This is a genomic window from Mycoplasma sp. 'Moose RK', from assembly GCF_015708155.1.
Lineage (GTDB): Bacteria > Bacillota_I > Bacilli_A > Mycoplasmatales > Metamycoplasmataceae > Mesomycoplasma.
Genome location: NZ_JADDYD010000001.1, coordinates 14,315 through 32,196, shown reverse-complemented (window position 1 = coordinate 32,196; position 17,882 = coordinate 14,315). Strand labels below are relative to the sequence as shown.

The following is a 17,882-nucleotide window of genomic DNA, read 5'->3' as shown; positions in this document are numbered from 1 at the left end:
TTAACACTGTTTGGAAAAGGAGAAAAAAATGAACGGAATAGATATAACTAAATTTTTAAGATATTTAATTGCTTTTTATTATATTGACACAGGTAACAAACAAATTTATCGAACTTGGATACAAAAAGTTCTTTGATTTACGCATTGAAAATTTTATAGAATGCACCAGTTTCCATTTTTTTCTGAAAATTTTCAATCCTATAAATATGGTCCAGTTTCCTGGGCTGTTCTAAAAACTCAATTTTTTGGTTCTAATAAATTTCAAGAACTAAGTTATGATTTCGATGAAATCATGCAATTTTACAAAGAAAATAGAATTGATGAATTTAAAAAAATCATAAAAACAGATTTTCTTAATGATTTCAATGAAGATTATTACGATTTTGACCAAACAGAAAAGGAAAATGATTTAATTTTAAAGTGGGAATGCTTTGTTTTTGTTTTCCAACGTTTAAAAAAAATGCGTCCACATGAATTAATTAATCTAACACATACGCAAAAATCATTCAAAATTGCTGTTGCAAACCCGAATTCTAAAGTAATTTTGAATGAAACAATTTTAGATGATGATGAAATTCAAATTCTAGCAAGTTAAATTTAAATTGTATAATCCTAAAATCATTAAATTTTGGGAGTTTATCTAAAAGAACCAAATAAATCTACCTAAAAAATTGCTTTTCTGAATTATAATTTATAATATTTAATTGGCAAAATTGTGGAGATAAAGAGCAAAAATGTCCTTTTTTAAAAAAATTAAAGAAAAAATTTTTGGTCAAAAAAAGAAAGAAAATGCAAATTTAGACAAGTACATTGCCGGTCTTTCAAAATCAAGTTTATCTTTTTCTCAACAAATAATTGAACTTCAAAAAAAATATGTTAAAATTGATGAGGATTATTTTGAAGAATTAGAAGAACTTTTAATAATGGCAGATATTTCTCCTAATTTTGTTAGCATAATAATTGACTCTCTTAAACGTGAAGTTCGCCATCATAATGTCAATAATTTGGACTTGATTCCTGAAATTATTGTTGATAAAATGTACACAATTTATTCAAATCATTCAATTGTGAACACAAATTTAAACATTAAAGCTGATAGATTGAATGTTTTTCTTATTTCTGGAGTCAATGGGTCTGGAAAAACAACATCAATTTCCAAAATCGCACATAAATTTGTTTCAGATGGTAAAAAAGTTTTAATAATTGCAGCTGACACTTTTCGGGCTGCAGCAGTTGAGCAACTTGAGACATGAGCAAAACGGGCTGGCGCTGCAATTTTAAAACCTGAATCAAACGAAAAAGATCCTGGATCTGTAGTTTTTCGCGGTTTAGATTATGCAATTCGTGAAAAATTTGATTTAGTTTTAATTGACACTGCAGGAAGATTACAAAATAAAGTCAATTTAATGGCAGAATTAGGGAAAATTAACAAAATAATTTCACAAAAAGTTCCTTCAGCACCGCACGAATCGCTTTTGGTCATTGATGCAACAACCGGCCAAAATGGGATTTCTCAGGCCGCAAATTTTGCAAAAATAACTCCTATTTCTGGGATAATTTTGACAAAAGTCGATGGAACAAGCAAGGGTGGGATCATTTTTTCCATAAAAGATCAACTAAATATTGATGTAAAATTAGTCGGTCTTGGTGAACAAATTGACGATTTGCAACCCTTCAATCTAGACATGTTCATTTTTGCGATTACAAAAGAATTGAAAAAACAATATAATAATTAAAATATTGGAAAATTATTGTTAAAATTTATTCAAAAATTAATCAATTAGGTCCATTTTTTGATTTAAAGTATTGACTTTTATAAAAAAAAGTAAAAAATAAAGGAAAATAATGGCAAAAATCAGTTTATTTGCCCTTGGCGGACAGGATGAAAATGGCAAAAATTGTTACATTTTAGAAATAAATGATGACATTTTTGTAATAAATGCTGGTGCAAAAATTCCACTTGATAGTTCAGTCGGTGTTGACACTGTAATTTCAGATTTTACATATATTGCTGAAAACAACGAAAGAATTAAGGGTGTTTTCATAACTGATGCCAAAAATGAGTCATTTTCTGCTTTACCATGATTGATCATGAAGGTAAAAAATCTCAAAATTTACACTTCTTTTTTTACAAAAGCTTTTGTACAAGATAGGATTAACAAGTATAAAATTACTAGCACTGAATTTGAAATAGTTATTTTTCCACCTGAATTAAAAATTAATGAAAAATTATCAATTTTTCCAATCCCAGTTGCTGGTTCAATGCCGGGAATGCTTGGTTTTTGTTTCAAAACCGAAGACGGCTCCATCATTTTCATGTCAAATTACATTGTTGGAAACTTGGGTGTTTATGGGGTCACTGATCTTGAATTAATTAAAAAAATAGCTGAAAACCCAAAGGGAATTTTGATGCTAATTTCAGATTCAGGAAAATCAAATTTGCCAGGAAAGGCAATTGACAAACTTTTCGCTAGAACTTTTCTGGAAAAAAGTTTTCTAAAAGCTGACACTAATTCCCGAATCGTTGTTTCAGCATATGATGAAGAAATGGTCTCAATTCAGCAAATTATTGATCTTGCCATCAAATTTAACCGAAAAATAACAGCATACGGTAAAAGATATGACAGATTATATGACATGATTTATAAATTGGACAAAGTAACCACAAATCAACTTAATAAAAGGCCAATTTTTTTTGATTATAAATTAGCAAACAAGCAAAAAAATTCTGTTGTTTTAATAACATCAAGTCCAGAAAGAATTTGCCATCGTTTTAATCGAATTTTAGAAAACGATGATACTTTTTTTAAGTTAAAAAAATCAGATTATGTGATAATGCTGACTCCTCCAATAAATGGAATGGAACAGCAGTACGCGAAGGTTTTAGATCAAATCGCAAAATCCACAACAAGTATCGCCGACATTTCAGAAACAGAATTCGGACTTGCGAGGCCATATAAGGAAGATATTTTTGAGACAATTCAAACATTAAAACCAAAATTTTTTGTCCCAATTCAGGGTCTTTACCGCTATTTAGTTGTTGCCTCAAACATTGCCTTTCAGGCAAAAATTAATAGACAAAATAGTATCATTTTGCAAAACAAAAGAATTGTTAACTTTTTAAATGGTAATTTATTTTCACGAAATAAATTGACAAAAGGACAGGATGAAATTTATATTGCTGGCTATGGAGTGGGTGATGTTTCTTTTGAAGTTTTAAGAGAACGTGAACTTTTATCACGAAACGGCCTGATTATTATTACTTTTTTGTTTGATCCAAATGCTAAAAAAATTGTTTCAACTCCAGAAATAACCGATTATGGAATTCTAAGTAAAGAAAATCGTGAACATTTTAGAGAAATTATTAGAAAAATTATTTTTAGCAATTTCTCTAACCTTAAAAAAATAAATGATAAAATAATTAGAGAATTGCAGTCAAAAACTCAAAAAAATATCAAAAGAAAGCTTTTTAGAATTTTTGATAAGGAACCAAGTGTCTCCATTGTGATTCATAATATTTATTCTGAGAGGAACAAAATGAAAAAATTACCTTGAAAACAGGCAGAAATTGAACTAAAAACTGGTGTTGTTTACCTTGAGTTTGCCGCTGATTGGTGTGGGGATTGTAAAATGCAAGAACCTGTAAACACTGAGCTAGTTGAATATTTTAAGAATCGTAGTGATGTAAAATTAATTAAAGTTGATGCAGAAGAATCAGGACTTTTTCGAAAAAAAAACACTGAGTACGAGGTTCTTTTCGTACCAACACACTTTATTTTTAAAAACGGCAAAGTTTTATTTAAAGAATTTAATTATGTACCTGCTGAAACATTAATTGCTGAAATCGAAAAAGCACTTAAATCTTAATTTCTTAAATTTTGAGTCATTTTATTTTGCAATTTTGCAGAAATTTTAAAAACTAGCACACTTCATCTAAAAAAATGCCGTAATTTGATTCCTATTTTAGAGTGAACTTTTCTTTTTTATGTGTTTTAGCCTAAAAAATCAATCTATTTTTCATACTAAATCCTTATTTTTCACGGTAATTTCGCCAAAATTAATTCAAAAATAGTATAAAGAATATTTAAATTCTAGAACCTTATTTAAATTTGAAAAAACTTTAATTAAAACCCTTTAAAATTCAATTTTTTTCATGGCACTTTGATGGAAAAAGTGCCAATTTTCTTTGAAATTAGGCCAAATTTTGTTATAATTCTTTGCATAATGTTGAGATTAGATGTTAAAAAAGAAAAATATCTAAAGCATATTGTTGAAAATTTCATCAAGACTGGCGAGTCAATTGGATCGCTTAATTTCAAACAAAGTTACGGGATAAAAAAATCTTCTTCATATCTAAGAAACATTATGAATCAGCTGGAAAAGGAAGGTTTCTTGGAAAAATCACATTGTTCTAGTGGTAGAATCCCCACTTTGCGCGGCTTTCAGTACTATGCAGAATTTCTATCTTTTGATGAAAATAAAATTTTAGCAAATAAATTGAACGATTTGTTTGCTCGAAGAAGGGTTGGCATTGAAAACACCATAATAGAAGCGGTGAAATTAATTTCTGAATCAGTGGGTACAACATTAATTGCAACCACAAACAATTTGACTGAGCGATTAATGTCAATAAATCTGACTCCAATTTCACAAAACGAGGCCATAATTGTGGTTGTTTGTTCAGGTGGAAGTGTTGAAAACAAAAAAATCACTTTTTCCTCGCAAATTTTGCAGCGTGATGTCAAGATTGCGATTCGACTTTTTCAGGAAAGATTAATTAATACACTTTTGGTGGAAATTCCTGCAAAACTGATGTTTTTAAAACAGGAATTAGAAAAACAAATCAAATATAGCGATGAATTGTTACACCATTTTATGGAGAAAATTTTCAATTTTCAAATCCAAAATAAATCAAATGTTTTCAATAAAAATTCATTAATTTTAGACAAGGAAATTTCCCGAACTAGACTTGTTGAACTCTTAAACATAATCGAAAAAAAGTCGATTTGAGAAATGCTTGATGAAAAAACCACTAGTGATGACGAAACTCTCAAGATTAGTATTGAGTCCTCGGAAACTTCCTTTATTTCGAAAAAATTTGAAAAATCCTTGGCACTTAATGAAATTAGCATGATTGGCTCAACAAAAAAAATAAATTATTCAGCCGCTCGTACTGGCATAAAACTTTTAGAAGATTTTTTAATTACAAGAAAAGAAATTAATAAGGAGTAATAATGAATTTTGAAAAAAAACAAGATAAAAACGATAGCTTTTTTGAAAATAAAGCTAAAAATCCAGACAATTTAGACCAAAAAATAAAAAAAGTTGTTGAAGATAAAACCCAAGAGACCACCAATTTTAGTGAGAATGAAAATTCTGAAAAATCAAAACGTTTTTTCAAAAAAGAAAACAAATCTCAAATTAAAAATTTGGAAAATCAAATTCAAAATTTAACCACAAAAAACATAACTTTGGAAATTGAATCAGCTAAATTGCGGGAAAAAATCAAAAAAATGGAAGAAGATTTCAAAATTCAAGTAAAAAATTTTGAAGAAAAAGCAGCACAAAAAGTTAATGATTTGAAAGTCGAGTTGCAAAAAAAACTTGAAGATGAAGTTAATTTGATAAAAAAATATAGTTTACAACCTTTTTTTGAAGCATTTAGTTCGCCTTTTTTAAATTTAAAAAAAGCAGTTTCATTTGGTTCTAAATCGGAAAATCACGAAATTTTAGCATATGTTAAAGGTTTTGAAATGCTTGTCGTGCAAGTTGAGAATATTTTGGAAAATTTTGGAATAACAAAAATAGAGCCTGAAATAGGTGATGTTTTTGATTCATCAATCCATGAAGTTTATCAACTTTCAGAAGGTGAACCTGATAGAATCCTTAACGTGACCACTCCTGGCTACAAATTGCATGATAGAACTATAAAAACTGCCCTTGTTGTGGTTGGTAAATTGAATGAACAGAAAAATTAAACAGAAAATCATTGAATTTTTCCACAAAAAACAATTAGATTTTGTGGAAAATCAAATATTTGTTGAAAAATCAAAAAATTTTGGTGATTTTTCAACAAATATTGCCTTAGTTTTGGCAAAAAAAAATAACTTAAAACCACTTGAATTAGCAAATCTTATTAAAGATTCTTTGAGTTCAGAATTAACAGAAATTGAAAAAATCGAGGTAATTCCGCCTGGTTTTATAAATTTTTATGTTACAAAAACTGAGTTTACGAATGTTATCAAAACAATTTTGGATAAAGGTGAAAATTATGGTCGTATTTTTGAAGGTCAAAAAATAAATATTGAATTTGTCTCCGCAAATCCGACCGGATTTTTACACTTAGGCCATTTGCGAAGCGCAATAATTGGTGATGTTTTGGCAAATATTCTTGCATTTTGTGGAAATGAAGTCTTGCGAGAATATTATGTTAATGATTTTGGAAATCAAATTGATAAATTGACAAGGTCAGTTTTCGCACAATATCAAAAAATATTTGGCGATTTTTTACTTCCAGAAGATGCATATTTAGGCGCTGATATTGTTATTGCTGCTAGAAAAATTTATGACATTTTTGGGAAAAAATTCCAATTTTCAAACCTTGAAGACCAAGAAATTTATACAATTTTTCGTGAAAACTCATTAAATTTTTTTCTTAATGAAATAAAAACTGATTTGCTAAATTTATCAATAAAAATTGATAAATTTAGTTATGAAAGTCAGCTTTTTAAAGATGAAAAAGTGACAAAAAATATTCAAAAACTACCCTTTGTTTATAAAAATCAAGGCGCAACATGATTAAAAACATCTGAATTTGGCGATCAAAAAGATCGTGTTTTAGTAAAAAAAGATGGATCTTTCACATATTTTTCATCAGATATTGCATATCATCTAGAAAAAATCAATGATAAATTCAAACCACAAAAATTAATAAATATCTGAGGCGCTGACCACATTGGCTATGTCGATAGAATGAAAGCGGCCATGAAAATTGTAAAATTTGACAACAAACTTGAGATCATCCTTTATCAACTTGTCAAATTGATAAAAAACAACAAAGAGTTCAAAATGTCAAAACGCAAGGGACAAACTTTCACTGTAAAAGAGTTTTTGGAAATTGCAAAAGTTGATTCAATTCGTTACTTTATTAGTGAAAGAAGTTTCAATTCCCTTGTCGAATTTGACATTGATCTTGCAAGTTCAGTTGGTAACCAAAATCCTTTATTTTTAATACAATATGCATATGCAAGAGGGTGCCAGTTGTTAACAAAAAGCGAACTAAATGCTGAAAAAATTACAACATTTAGTTCAGAAATTGAAATTAAAATTATCTCAAAATTAAAACAATTTGAGGAAATTGTTCAAAAAATTTCAAAAAATTATAAAATTAATCTATTAAACAAATATCTTCTTGAATTAGCAAATCTTTTTAACTTTTTTTATTCAAATTCAAGAATAATTGGGTCTAATAACAGCAATGATCTTTTGTGCTTAACAAAAGCAGTAACAATTGTCTTAAAAATCGGATTAAATTTGCTTGGAATTGAACCCAAAGAAAGGATTTAAATATGAAAACCATTATTTCAATCGCAGTTGAATTTTTAAAAACTCGTGAAAATGCCCATTTTAATGACATTTTTTTAGAAGTTCAAACTCAATTAATGTCAAAATGAGAAACTCAATTGCCAAAATCATCACCTGAAAAAATTTTAACATTAAAACGTGGTGAACTTTACAAATTACTCACAATTGATGGCAATTTCGTTGCACTAGGAGACAACACATGAGCTCTTCGCAGCGATTTAGTTTCATAAAATTAAAATAAAAAAGGAGAATCATGAAACTTGTTAATACTAAAATAATTTTGGATAAGGCGCGAAAAAATAATTACGCAGTTCCACACATAAATATCAACAATCTCGAATGAGTTAAGGCAGTTTTGTTAGCAGGTCAAAATAAAAAATCGCCCTTAATTTTAGCAACTTCTGAAGGCGCGCTCCGTTACATGGGTGGCCTAAAAACTGTTTATAATTTGGTCACAAATTTAATTGATTTTCTCAAAATTGACATTCCAGTTGCTCTGCATTTAGACCATGGTAGTTTTGAAACTTGTAAAGAGGCAATTTTAGCTGGTTATACTTCAGTTATGTATGACGGTTCTGCAGAAGTTTTTTCCAAAAATTTGGAAAAAACACAAGAAATTGTTAATTTGGCCCGTGAAAAAAATGTCACTGTCGAGGCCGAAGTCGGCCAAATTGGCGGTGAAGAAGATGGGATTATTGGAAATGGTGAAATTGCCGATGTTAATGAAGCAATTCAGATTGCAAAAACAGGTATAACTTGCCTTGCAGCAGGGATTGGAAATATTCATGGTCCTTATCCATCAAGTTGAAAATCTTTAAATTTTGAAGTTTTAGCAGAAATTTCTGAAAAAACTAAACTTCCTTTGGTTCTTCATGGTGGAAGCGGCCTCCCACAGGATCAAATTCAAAAAGCAATTAAATTAGGAATTGCAAAAATAAATGTCAATACTGAATTGCAGCAAGCAAATGCAAAGGCAATTACTGATTTTGTCCTTTCTGGAAAAATAAAAGAAGGTAAAAATTTTGATCCAAGAAAATTGTTAGCACCCGGAACAAAAGCAATGCAAGAATTAGTTGAGAGCAAAATTGAGGAATTTGGATCTGCAAATCAGGCCTAATTTGCAATGATTGAATTTGTGGCAAATGAAAATCAGCAAGGTCAAAAATTAATTCAATTAGTAAAAAAATTACTTTTGAATTTCAGTTATAATGAAATTCAAAAGTTATTTCGCAACAAAAAAATAAAAGTTAATAATTCTTTTGTTGCGAAAAATTATTCAGTTTGTTTAGGTGATAAAATTTTAGTTTTTGCAAATGCAAAAACGAAAAATTTAGTGGAAAAAATTACTGAATTTTCCTTAAGACTAGAGGTAATTTATCAAGACAAAAACATTTTAATTGTCAATAAACCAGCAAACCTCCCAGTTCATGGAGATAAATTTAACCTTGATTTGGCGGTTTGGAACTACCTAAAAATTAAGCAATATGCACTTTTTTTACCTAGTCATGTTGGGCGTCTTGATAAAAAAACATCTGGAATTATTTTATATGGTCTTAATTATCAAAGTGTTGTTGAACTTAACAAAAAACAGCGATTTTTTGAAAAAATTTATACTTTTAAGTCTGATATTGAACTAAAAAAACCTTTAAAAACTAATTTTTTTGTTAAAAAAAATAATGAAAAAAAGAAAATGGAAATTACTGAATCTGCAATTGAAAGTTCAGTAATTTCAACTACTTTTTATGCAAAAAATAAACATAAATTTGCAATTTTGCATTCAGGGAAAAAGCACCAAATTCGCGTTAGTTTAGCCGCACTTGGATTTCCTATTTTTGGGGATAAAAAATATGGCGGAAAAAAAGATGATCAACTTTTTTTACATAGTTTTTCATTAAAAATGCAAGAATTAGAGGGGTTTTTGCAATACCTAAATGGCAAAAAATTTGTTTCTAAACCAAAATGGTGGTAAAATGGAATTCAGATTTTAATATTTGAGGTGAAAATGGATAGAGAAAAAATAATAAAACTAGCAAAATCTTTGTATTTTGTTCCAAGCGAAAAAGTTATTGACGCAATTTTGGGCGAAAAAGATCAAATTTTTGCAAATATTAATTATTTACAAAAATTTGATACAAAAAATGTTTTGCCACTTGAAAAAATTAATTCAATACCAAAAAATATTGAAATTTTACGTGAAGACACGCCTGATTTTACTGACTTTTCACAACAACTTTTTAAAAATTCTGTCCATGCAAATCAAGAAAAAATTGAAATTAAAAAGGTGATTGATGACTAATTTTAAAATTGGAATCAACGAGGCAATTGAAAATTTAAAAAAAGACAAAAACAACTCTGTAGCCTATTTTTTTCTTGAAAAAAATGAAAAAAATGGCCCTCTCACGGGCTACTTTTTTAGCATTAAATCCAACTTTGCAACCAGAGAAGGTCCTTCCCACGGCTCATCAATTTCGCTTCTAAATTTTCACCCTGGTTATAATTCAACTGTTTTTGAAAAATTGCTCAATGCCGGAGCACAACCACTTGTTAAGGTTCACAACGATGAACTTGGACTCGGTGGGAAGGGTCTTTTTTCTGCCTTCGGCAAAATTTCCAACCCGATTGATCCCAAAAAATTGGTTGGCGGCTCATCCTCAGGAAGCGCAGCTACCATTAGCTCTGTCAGTTTTGCAATTGGTTCTGACACCGGCGATTCCATCCGCCGACCAGCAAGTTTTGTAGGGAAAGTGGGCTTTAAACCTTCCTATGGCGCCGTTTCACGGTATGGACTTTTTGCGTACGCGACTTCACTTGATACTGTTGCCTGGATGACTCATAATGTTTCTGATGCGATTTTGGTAGCGCAAGCAGTTTTTGCGGCTGATGAAAATGATTTAACATCAGTTGATGTTAAAATTGAATTTGTAAAAAAAGAAAAGCCGAAAAAAATTGCAATTCTTGATTTTGATTTTGAAATTGAACCTTATGTTGCGAAAAAAGTCCATGAAATAAGAGATATTTTGCAAGCTGATGGAGTTCAAGTTGATACTGTTTTGCCAAATTTGGAAATTTTTAAGGCAATTTTGCCAGTTTATGAAATAATTTCCTATTCAGAAGCGACATCAAATCTATCAGCAATTAATGGGATTACTTTTGGAAAAACAGATAAAAATTTGGATTGAGAAAAAATTTTCTTAAAAACCAGAACTGATGGATTTGGTTTTATGTTACAAAAAAGGCTGATTTGAGGTTCTTTTTTTCTTGAAAAAGAAAATCAAGATTATTTTTTTGTTAAGGCAAAAAAAATGCGCACCTTAATTAAAGAATATTATGAAAGTCTTTTGCAAAAATATGATCTTGTAATTTTTCCTGCATTTTATGGGATCGCGCCTGACATTTCTGGTGAAAACACTGAAAAAAGTGACAAAATTACTAATTCAATTTTGGCAATTTCCAACTTAGTTGGAAACCCTTCAATTAGTATTCCCATGGGAAAATATGAAAATATGCCTTTCAATTTAGCACTTGATTCTGTAATAAACTCAGATGAAAAATTGTTGGGTTTTGCGCTTTACATTGAAGAAAAAATAGGGAAAAATGATGGAAAATCATAATTATTTGGTTACAATCGGTGTGGAAATTCATCTTGAGCTCAACACAAAAAGTAAAATGTTTTCGAATTCGCCAAATTTAAGAGGTGAAGCGAACAAATTTTTCAATCTTTTTGATTTAGGTTATCTTGGCACCTTGCCAAAAATTAACAAATCTGCTGTAAAAAAGGCAATTTTGTTAGCAAAAGCGCTTAAAATGGAAATTTCACCAGTCTTGGCTTTTGACCGAAAAAATTATTTTTATCCTGATTTGCCAAAAGGGTATCAAATTACACAACAATTTTACCCAATTGGCAAAAATGGCACCATAAAAGTTGGTGATTTTTTTGTTGAAATTGAAAGAATCCACCTTGAAGAAGACACTGCAAAACAAATTCACATTGAAAATTCAACATTTTTTGATTACAATCGATGCGGCGTTCCGTTAATCGAAATAGTTACAAAACCAGTTTTAAGTTCAGCAAAGCAAGCATCACAATATGTTGAAGAAATTCGAAAATTAGCTTTATTTTTGGGTATTTCTGATGCAAAAATGGAAAATGGCTCACTCCGTGCTGACATAAATATTTCAGTTCGAGAGAAAAATCAGAGTGAATTTAATCCAAAAGTTGAGATTAAAAATATTAATTCAATTTCAAATATTCAAAAATCAGCTGAAATTGAAATTAAAGAACAAATAAAAACTTATGAAAATAATGAGAAAGTTGAGCAAGTTACTAAAAAATTTAATGACAAACTTATTAAAAATCAGGTTTTGCGAGTAAAGACTGATTCAATTGATTACAAATATTTTCCAGAGCCAAATTTACCTTACATTGAATTGGAAAAAGATTTTGTTGATGAAATAATTCTTCCCCTGACTCCCACAGAAATTTTTGAGTTGCTAAAAAGTAAAGGTGTTACAGACTTTTATGCAAATCAAATTCTAAATAATGTCGACTTTTGAAATTTCTTGAAGAACTCAAACCCTACTAACTGAGTTGAATCTGTGAAATTATTTTTTGCAGAAATTGTCCCAATAATCAATAAAGTTGGTATGCAAAATTTAAACATTGATTTCAGTTTTTTTTCTAATTTAGTTTCAAAAAAAATCAAAAATGAAATTTCAAACACTGATTTTAGGGAAGTAATTAAATTAAAGCAAGAAAATTCTAAATTATTTTTTGATGAAATTGTGGAAAAAATTTCAAAATCGAAAATTTCCGATAATGAATTAAACCAAATTTTTAATCAAATTCTTTTATCAGAATCTGAGCAAATTGAAAAAAATAAACAAAATAAGGAAAAATTAGTTAAATTTTTAATTGGTAAATTAGTACAAACGACAAAAGGCTCTGCAGATCCAAAACAAATTAGTAAATTTGTAATTGATTGACTAGAAAAACTTTAATTAGATAAAAATTTTTCCAAGGAATAAAAAACATTTGAATTAGGTATTTTTTGATTTGAAAACCCTTAATTAAAAAAGTGGAAAAATCTAGCAAATAATCTTTATCTTCTTCTTAAAATTCATTATTTTCAGAAGAATTTGTCAATAAACTAGTATTTAATTTTTTTATACTAGTTTATGTTTTTCATTTAGTGAATATCAAAGTATTTAAATTTATTTATTGAATTTTAAAAATTTTCAACTAAAAGCGCGCTAATTTTCCCATCCCAAATATTAACATTTTCAATCAAAATATCAACAAATTGCCCTAATCTAAAGCTATTTTTTTTGTTATAGATGCAAAAACCATCATCAGACAAAACATAAGAATCATCTTTTCAATCGGGCAGAGTTTTCGTATTAACCATTGCGTCAAAAACACCTTCAATTTCGACGAAGAATCCAACTTTTATAATTGAAATTATTTGCGCCTTGTACTTTTTTCCGACAAATTTTTGTGCATATTCAGCTTTTTTTAATGAACAAATTTTGCGTTCTAAATTAAAAGCTCGTTGCTCAAGCTCGCTCGTTGTGTAGGAATTTTTTGCCAAAACTTGATCAAAAAAATCAATATTATCATTTTTTTTAAACAAAAAATGCTCAATAATTCTGTGCAAAAGCAAATCAGGATAGCGGCGGATCGGGCTTGTAAAATGAGTGTAAAATTTTGCTGCTAGGCCAAAGTGTCCTTCATTTTTCGTACTATAAATTGCTTTTTGCATAGTCCTTAAAATTAAATATTTCAAAAAATTGTCATTATTTTCTGCTTTAATTTTTTCAACAATTTCCGCAAAATCCTTTGAGCTAGAGTTCAATTTCAGCGATTGATTAATTCCCAAACTTTTTAAAATCTTATTGAAAAATAGCACTTTTTCTGGATCTGGCTTATTGTGAATTCTATATAAAAAGGAAATACCATTTTTTGCTAAAAGTTCAGCAACATTTTCATTTGCTCGAACCATAAAATTTTCTATTAAATTTTCAGAAATTCCGTGCTTTTTTATTTTTAAAGCCTCAGTGTAACCTTCTGAATCCAAGATAATTTTCACTTCATCAATTGCAAAATCAATATAACCTTGATTTTTTTTGAAATTTGCAAGAATTTCATCAAGTTCTCTTGCATTTATTAGCATTTTTTCAAGATTTTCATTAGAAAAAATGTTTTTTCCAGCAAAAAAATCATTGACTTCATCATACGTCAAACGACGATGAGAATTAATTACCGAAGGGTAAACTTTAACAGCTAAATTTTCACCTTTTGAATTAATTAATGCCTCCATTGTGACGGTAAAACGGTCAACATTTGGTTTCAATGAGCAAATTCCATTCGATAATTCTTCAGGAAGCATTGGTATGACAAGCTGCGGCAAGTAAATTGAAGTTCCCCGTTTTTGCGCTTCTAAATCGATAGCTGAATTTTGTTTTACATAATTTGCGACATCAGCAATATGAACTTTAAGAACAAAATCGCCATTTTTATTTTTTTGAACAGAAATTGCATCATCAAAGTCTTTAGTGTCCTCACCGTCAATTGTGACAACTAATTCGCTCCGCAAATCAATACGATTTTGATCAATTTTTCCAATTTTTTGATCAATTTTTGCAGCTTCACTAAGGACATTTTTGTCAAAATCCACAGAAACTTCTGATTCAATTATGGGGATTTTTATGTTTAAAAAAGGTTCGTTTTCATTACCAATTTTTTGAATAACAGAAATTTTGAGAATCTGCTGTTGATAGTCAACAATTTTAACTTTCAAAAAATCACCTTCAACTAAATTTGTAGTTGAACTTCAACGAAAAAAAAACCTACCTTTGAAATTAACAGGTTCAAAATTCCAGAATTTTCCATTTTTAAGAACTTTTCCAATTAAAAATTTTGTATTTCTTTGCAAAATTTTGGTAACAACACCGTAAAAACTGTCCTTTTTTAGCCTATCAACATAGACATTAATTCTGACTTCGTCGTTATCAAGCGCACAGGCATTGTATTTTCCCGGAATGAAAATTTTTTTGTCCTCATTTGTACTTTCTTTTAGTTCAACAAAACCAAAAGTCGATTGTGTTGCTCGGAAAATTCCAATGTGTGTGCCAACTAATTCAGGTCAGTAATATTTTCCTTCATGTGTTTTGAAAATCGAAAAATTTTCAATAAGGCGTCCAATTCGACTCGTCAAATATGGGTTTAAATCAAAAGGAATTTTAAATTTTTTTGCAATTTCCAAAAATGTTCTTTCAATTTTAAGAAATTCTTTAAGCTGATTTTCAGGAATAATGTTCATAAATTCTACAACAACCTAATCAACAACGAGAGCAACAAAAAGATAAAACCAAAAATGAACATTGACCATTTTGTGAATTTTTTAAAACCGCGTTCTTTTGAAACCTGAAATAAATCTAGGTCACTTGAACCAATTAATGCCCCCGAAAAAGAATTAGAATGTGGTGACATTAATATCGAAATCAAAACAATAATTAGCCCAAAAATGGCTATCAAGACAGCAACAATAGTTTTTAACATAACAAACCTGCTAGTTTTAATTTGTAAATTTTACCATAAAAATTTTTTTAAACAATAGTTTTCAGAAAAAAAATAAAAAATCTGAAAACAAAAAAAACTTTTTGGATTTTTTTTGTTTCGATAATTACTTTTTGTTGTTTTAAGACTTGAATGTGTTGCAAAAAGTGGTCCAAAATTCGGCCACTAAAAAATAGATTTATTTCATATTGAAAAAAAAGTGAACGCGCATCGAGGTTTGCAGACCCGATCATACCAACACTATTATCAATTATTATTGATTTTCCATGGAAAAAAATTTCATTAAAATAGTAAATTTTTGCACCTTTTTTCAATAATTTCTTTGCAAAAAAATTATTGAAATTGTTAATAATTTTTGAATCAGCGCGCCCAGGAAGATAAATTTCTACTTCTATTTCCGCAAGCAAAACGTCCCTGAGACTGTCAACAATTTTTTGAGTCGGAACAAAATAAGGGGTAAAAATTTTAATATTTCTTCGCGCTGAGTAAATTTGTTTTAAAATAAAACCCTCAATTAGCGAAACATCAATATTTGGACCACTTTGGATAACAACGCCACGGTTTTTGATTTTTTCACTTTTAATTTCAGGTTTCTTAATTTGACAAAAACTGGCTATTTCAGCTTTAGAAATAGATTTTTTTCCTCATTTTGATCAGTGAAAAATAAAATTTTCACAATAAGTTTTGACAATTTCACCTTCAAGTCTAAGGTTCAAATCCATCCAGTAACCATAATATTTGTCAAAACCAGTGTATTCCTCGGAAATATTATTTCCGCCTGTGTAGACAATTTCTCCATCGATCAGGTACATTTTGCGGTGGTTTCGGTAGAAACTATCGCCTGAAATGAAAGGGACTTTAAAAATATTAAAGAAAATAACTTCAATTTTTTTTCGTCTTAGTTCCAATCATTGCCTTGATTTTATTAAATAGGCGCCAAAAGAGTCAACCAAAATTCTTACCTTTACGCCCTGAGCAGTTTTTTTTATCAATAATTTTTTTAATTTTTGCCAAACAAAGTCATTTTTTATGACATAAATGTCAATAAAAATGAACTTTTTTGCTTTTTTGATATCTTCAAAAAGTTTTTGAAAAAATTTGTGACCATCAACAAGTAGTTCGCCTTCAAATTCTTTGATAGGTGAAAGAAAATAATTACTTGAAAAAAGCAGCAAATTGCGGCTTAATTTTGGAATCTTTTGAACTATTTCACTATTTTTTTCATAAGAAATAAAGTGTCGGTATTGGAAAAAATATTGATCCATTTTTTGACTACTTAAGTATTTTCTACCCAGAAAAACATACAAAATAGGACCAATTATGGGAAAAATTGAGCATGCAATGAGTCAAGAAATTTTTGCTTCCTGTCTTCTTTTTTGAAATAACAAAAATAAATTGAATGAAGAAGTTGAGAAAAAAACAATCAAAATCGCACCAATTGAATACCAAATTTGGTTTTTTATCACAAAAAAATGAATTAAATAAATTGTTATTCCAAAGAAAACTAAAAACAGAAAAATAAAAATGTAGTAAAAAATTCAACGATATTTAAACATTTCAGTTGATAATTTTACTATAATGTTTCAGTTTGTACTTGATTTTCTTTAAGTTTTTCAATAATTTTTTCTTTTAATTCAGCAAATAATTTAGTGTTATTTTCCAAAAGAAGTTTCAAATTCAACTTACCTTGAGCAATATTCTCTCCCTTATAAGCAAATCATGAACCTTTTCTTTCAAGAATTCCTAATTCTTCACCCATCTGAACAATTTCAGCTGATTTTGAAATCCCTTTTGCAAAAATAATTTCAACCATTGCAGTTTTAAAAGGAATCGCTAATTTATTTTTGACAACCTTCACTCGCACGCTGTTCCCGGTTATGTCGCCGCCTGAAGTTATTTGTTGAACTTTTCGCACATCAAGCCTAATTGATGAATAAAATTTAAGTCCACGACCGCCTGGAGTTGTTTCAGGGTTTCCAAAAATCACACCAACTTTTTCACGAATTTGGTTAATGAAAATTACAGTCGTACCATTTTTATTAAGCGATGCTGTGATTTTCCTAAGCGCTTTTGACATTAGTCTGGCTTGCGCACCAATTACTTGATCTTTCATTTCACCTTGAAGCTCGGCCATGGGAACCAAAGCAGCAACTGAATCTACAACAATTAAGTCTATTGCTTTGGTTTTTGCCAAAGTATCAACAATATCAAGGGCTTGCTCACCTGAATCAGGTTGGGAAAGAATTAAATTGTCGACATCAATTCCTAAATTTTTTGCATATTGAGGATCGATTGAATGCTCTGCATCAATGAAAGCCGCAATTCCACCTTGCTTTTGAATCTCAGCAATTGCATGTAAGGTGATTGTTGTTTTTCCAGAAGATTCAGGACCAAAAATTTCAATAATTCTACCTTTTGGAAAACCACCAATTCCTAGAGCAGCGTCAATTGCCATACTTCCAGAGGTGAAAACCTCTGTGTCAATCGGTGGTTTTTCGCCCAAAACCATAATCGACTCATTCCCGAATTTCTTTTTTATGTCAGCAAGCGCCTGTTTTAATAATATTTTGTTGTTGATTTCAGCCATGGTAGCTCCTTCTAAAAATATAAACATGTTTTTAAAGAGACATGCATATATTTTAATTTAAATTTTTTTTCAATTTTTGCCAAAAAAAGGGAAAAATTTAGGAAAAATCGCCGATTTTTCCTTTTTTTTGCAAAA

16 protein-coding genes are annotated in these 17,882 nt (G+C 29.4%); 12 read left to right on the top strand and 4 right to left on the bottom strand.

Going from position 1 to position 17,882, the window contains the following annotated elements; all coding sequences use genetic code 4:
• The first annotated feature begins 28 nt into the window (after positions 1-28).
• The 12 genes from IM807_RS00155 to gatB all read left to right on the top strand — a co-directional run bounded on the left by IM807_RS00155 (position 29) and on the right by gatB (position 12,582).
• Entirely contained in the window at positions 29-595 is a 567-nt protein-coding gene (locus IM807_RS00155; protein WP_196362571.1) for a Panacea domain-containing protein, read from the top strand.
• A gap of 139 nt (positions 596-734) precedes the next feature.
• Entirely contained in the window at positions 735-1,736 is a 1,002-nt protein-coding gene (gene ftsY / locus IM807_RS00150; RefSeq protein WP_196362570.1) for a signal recognition particle-docking protein FtsY, read from the top strand.
• A 109-nt stretch (positions 1,737-1,845) separates the two neighbouring features.
• Positions 1,846-3,867, top strand: coding sequence for a thioredoxin domain-containing protein (locus tag IM807_RS00145; protein WP_196362569.1), 2,022 nt, complete (start codon positions 1,846-1,848; stop codon positions 3,865-3,867).
• Positions 3,868-4,164: 297 nt separating this feature from the next.
• On the top strand, positions 4,165-5,232 hold the full coding sequence (locus IM807_RS00140; RefSeq protein ID WP_374958952.1) for a hypothetical protein: 1,068 nt from the start codon (positions 4,165-4,167) through the stop codon (positions 5,230-5,232).
• Positions 5,233-5,234: 2 nt separating this feature from the next.
• Complete coding sequence (gene grpE, locus IM807_RS00135) at positions 5,235-5,978, top strand: nucleotide exchange factor GrpE (protein ID WP_196362568.1); 744 nt, start codon at positions 5,235-5,237, stop codon at positions 5,976-5,978.
• Positions 5,962-7,566 (top strand): arginine--tRNA ligase, encoded by a 1,605-nt coding sequence (argS, locus tag IM807_RS00130; RefSeq protein ID WP_196362567.1) that lies wholly within the window; start codon positions 5,962-5,964, stop codon positions 7,564-7,566. Before grpE ends, argS begins: the two co-directional genes overlap by 17 nt.
• 2 nt (positions 7,567-7,568) lie before the next feature.
• Entirely contained in the window at positions 7,569-7,814 is a 246-nt protein-coding gene (gene rpoE, locus IM807_RS00125) for a DNA-directed RNA polymerase subunit delta (RefSeq protein WP_196362566.1), read from the top strand.
• 23 nt (positions 7,815-7,837) lie between these two features.
• Positions 7,838-8,701, top strand: coding sequence for a class II fructose-1,6-bisphosphate aldolase (gene fba, locus IM807_RS00120; protein ID WP_196362565.1), 864 nt, complete (start codon positions 7,838-7,840; stop codon positions 8,699-8,701).
• A gap of 6 nt (positions 8,702-8,707) precedes the next feature.
• Positions 8,708-9,553: an RNA pseudouridine synthase gene (locus IM807_RS00115; RefSeq protein ID WP_196362564.1), complete on the top strand. Its 846-nt coding sequence runs from the start codon at positions 8,708-8,710 to the stop codon at positions 9,551-9,553.
• A 33-nt stretch (positions 9,554-9,586) separates the two neighbouring features.
• Positions 9,587-9,880: a glutamyl-tRNA amidotransferase gene (locus IM807_RS00110; RefSeq protein ID WP_196362563.1), complete on the top strand. Its 294-nt coding sequence runs from the start codon at positions 9,587-9,589 to the stop codon at positions 9,878-9,880.
• Positions 9,873-11,195 (top strand): amidase family protein, encoded by a 1,323-nt coding sequence (locus tag IM807_RS00105; RefSeq protein ID WP_196362562.1) that lies wholly within the window; start codon positions 9,873-9,875, stop codon positions 11,193-11,195. Before IM807_RS00110 ends, IM807_RS00105 begins: the two co-directional genes overlap by 8 nt.
• Entirely contained in the window at positions 11,182-12,582 is a 1,401-nt protein-coding gene (gene gatB, locus IM807_RS00100; protein ID WP_196362561.1) for an Asp-tRNA(Asn)/Glu-tRNA(Gln) amidotransferase subunit GatB, read from the top strand. Before IM807_RS00105 ends, gatB begins: the two co-directional genes overlap by 14 nt.
• Positions 12,583-12,809: 227 nt before the next feature.
• Here gatB and rnr read toward each other — a convergent pair whose 3' ends face one another.
• From rnr to recA, 4 genes are all read right to left on the bottom strand, one after another.
• Positions 12,810-14,903 (bottom strand): ribonuclease R, encoded by a 2,094-nt coding sequence (gene rnr / locus IM807_RS00095; RefSeq protein ID WP_196362560.1) that lies wholly within the window; start codon positions 14,901-14,903, stop codon positions 12,810-12,812.
• A gap of 5 nt (positions 14,904-14,908) precedes the next feature.
• Positions 14,909-15,073: a preprotein translocase subunit SecG gene (gene secG / locus IM807_RS00090; protein WP_374958962.1), complete on the bottom strand. Its 165-nt coding sequence runs from the start codon at positions 15,071-15,073 to the stop codon at positions 14,909-14,911.
• A gap of 116 nt (positions 15,074-15,189) precedes the next feature.
• Positions 15,190-16,716, bottom strand: a complete 1,527-nt coding sequence (locus IM807_RS04065) for a phospholipase D-like domain-containing protein (protein WP_196362558.1) — start codon at positions 16,714-16,716, stop codon at positions 15,190-15,192.
• Positions 16,717-16,733: 17 nt separating this feature from the next.
• A complete protein-coding gene (recA, locus tag IM807_RS00080; RefSeq protein WP_196362557.1) occupies positions 16,734-17,747 on the bottom strand; it encodes a recombinase RecA in 1,014 nt (337 codons plus the stop codon).
• Between the last annotated feature and the right edge of the window lie 135 nt (positions 17,748-17,882).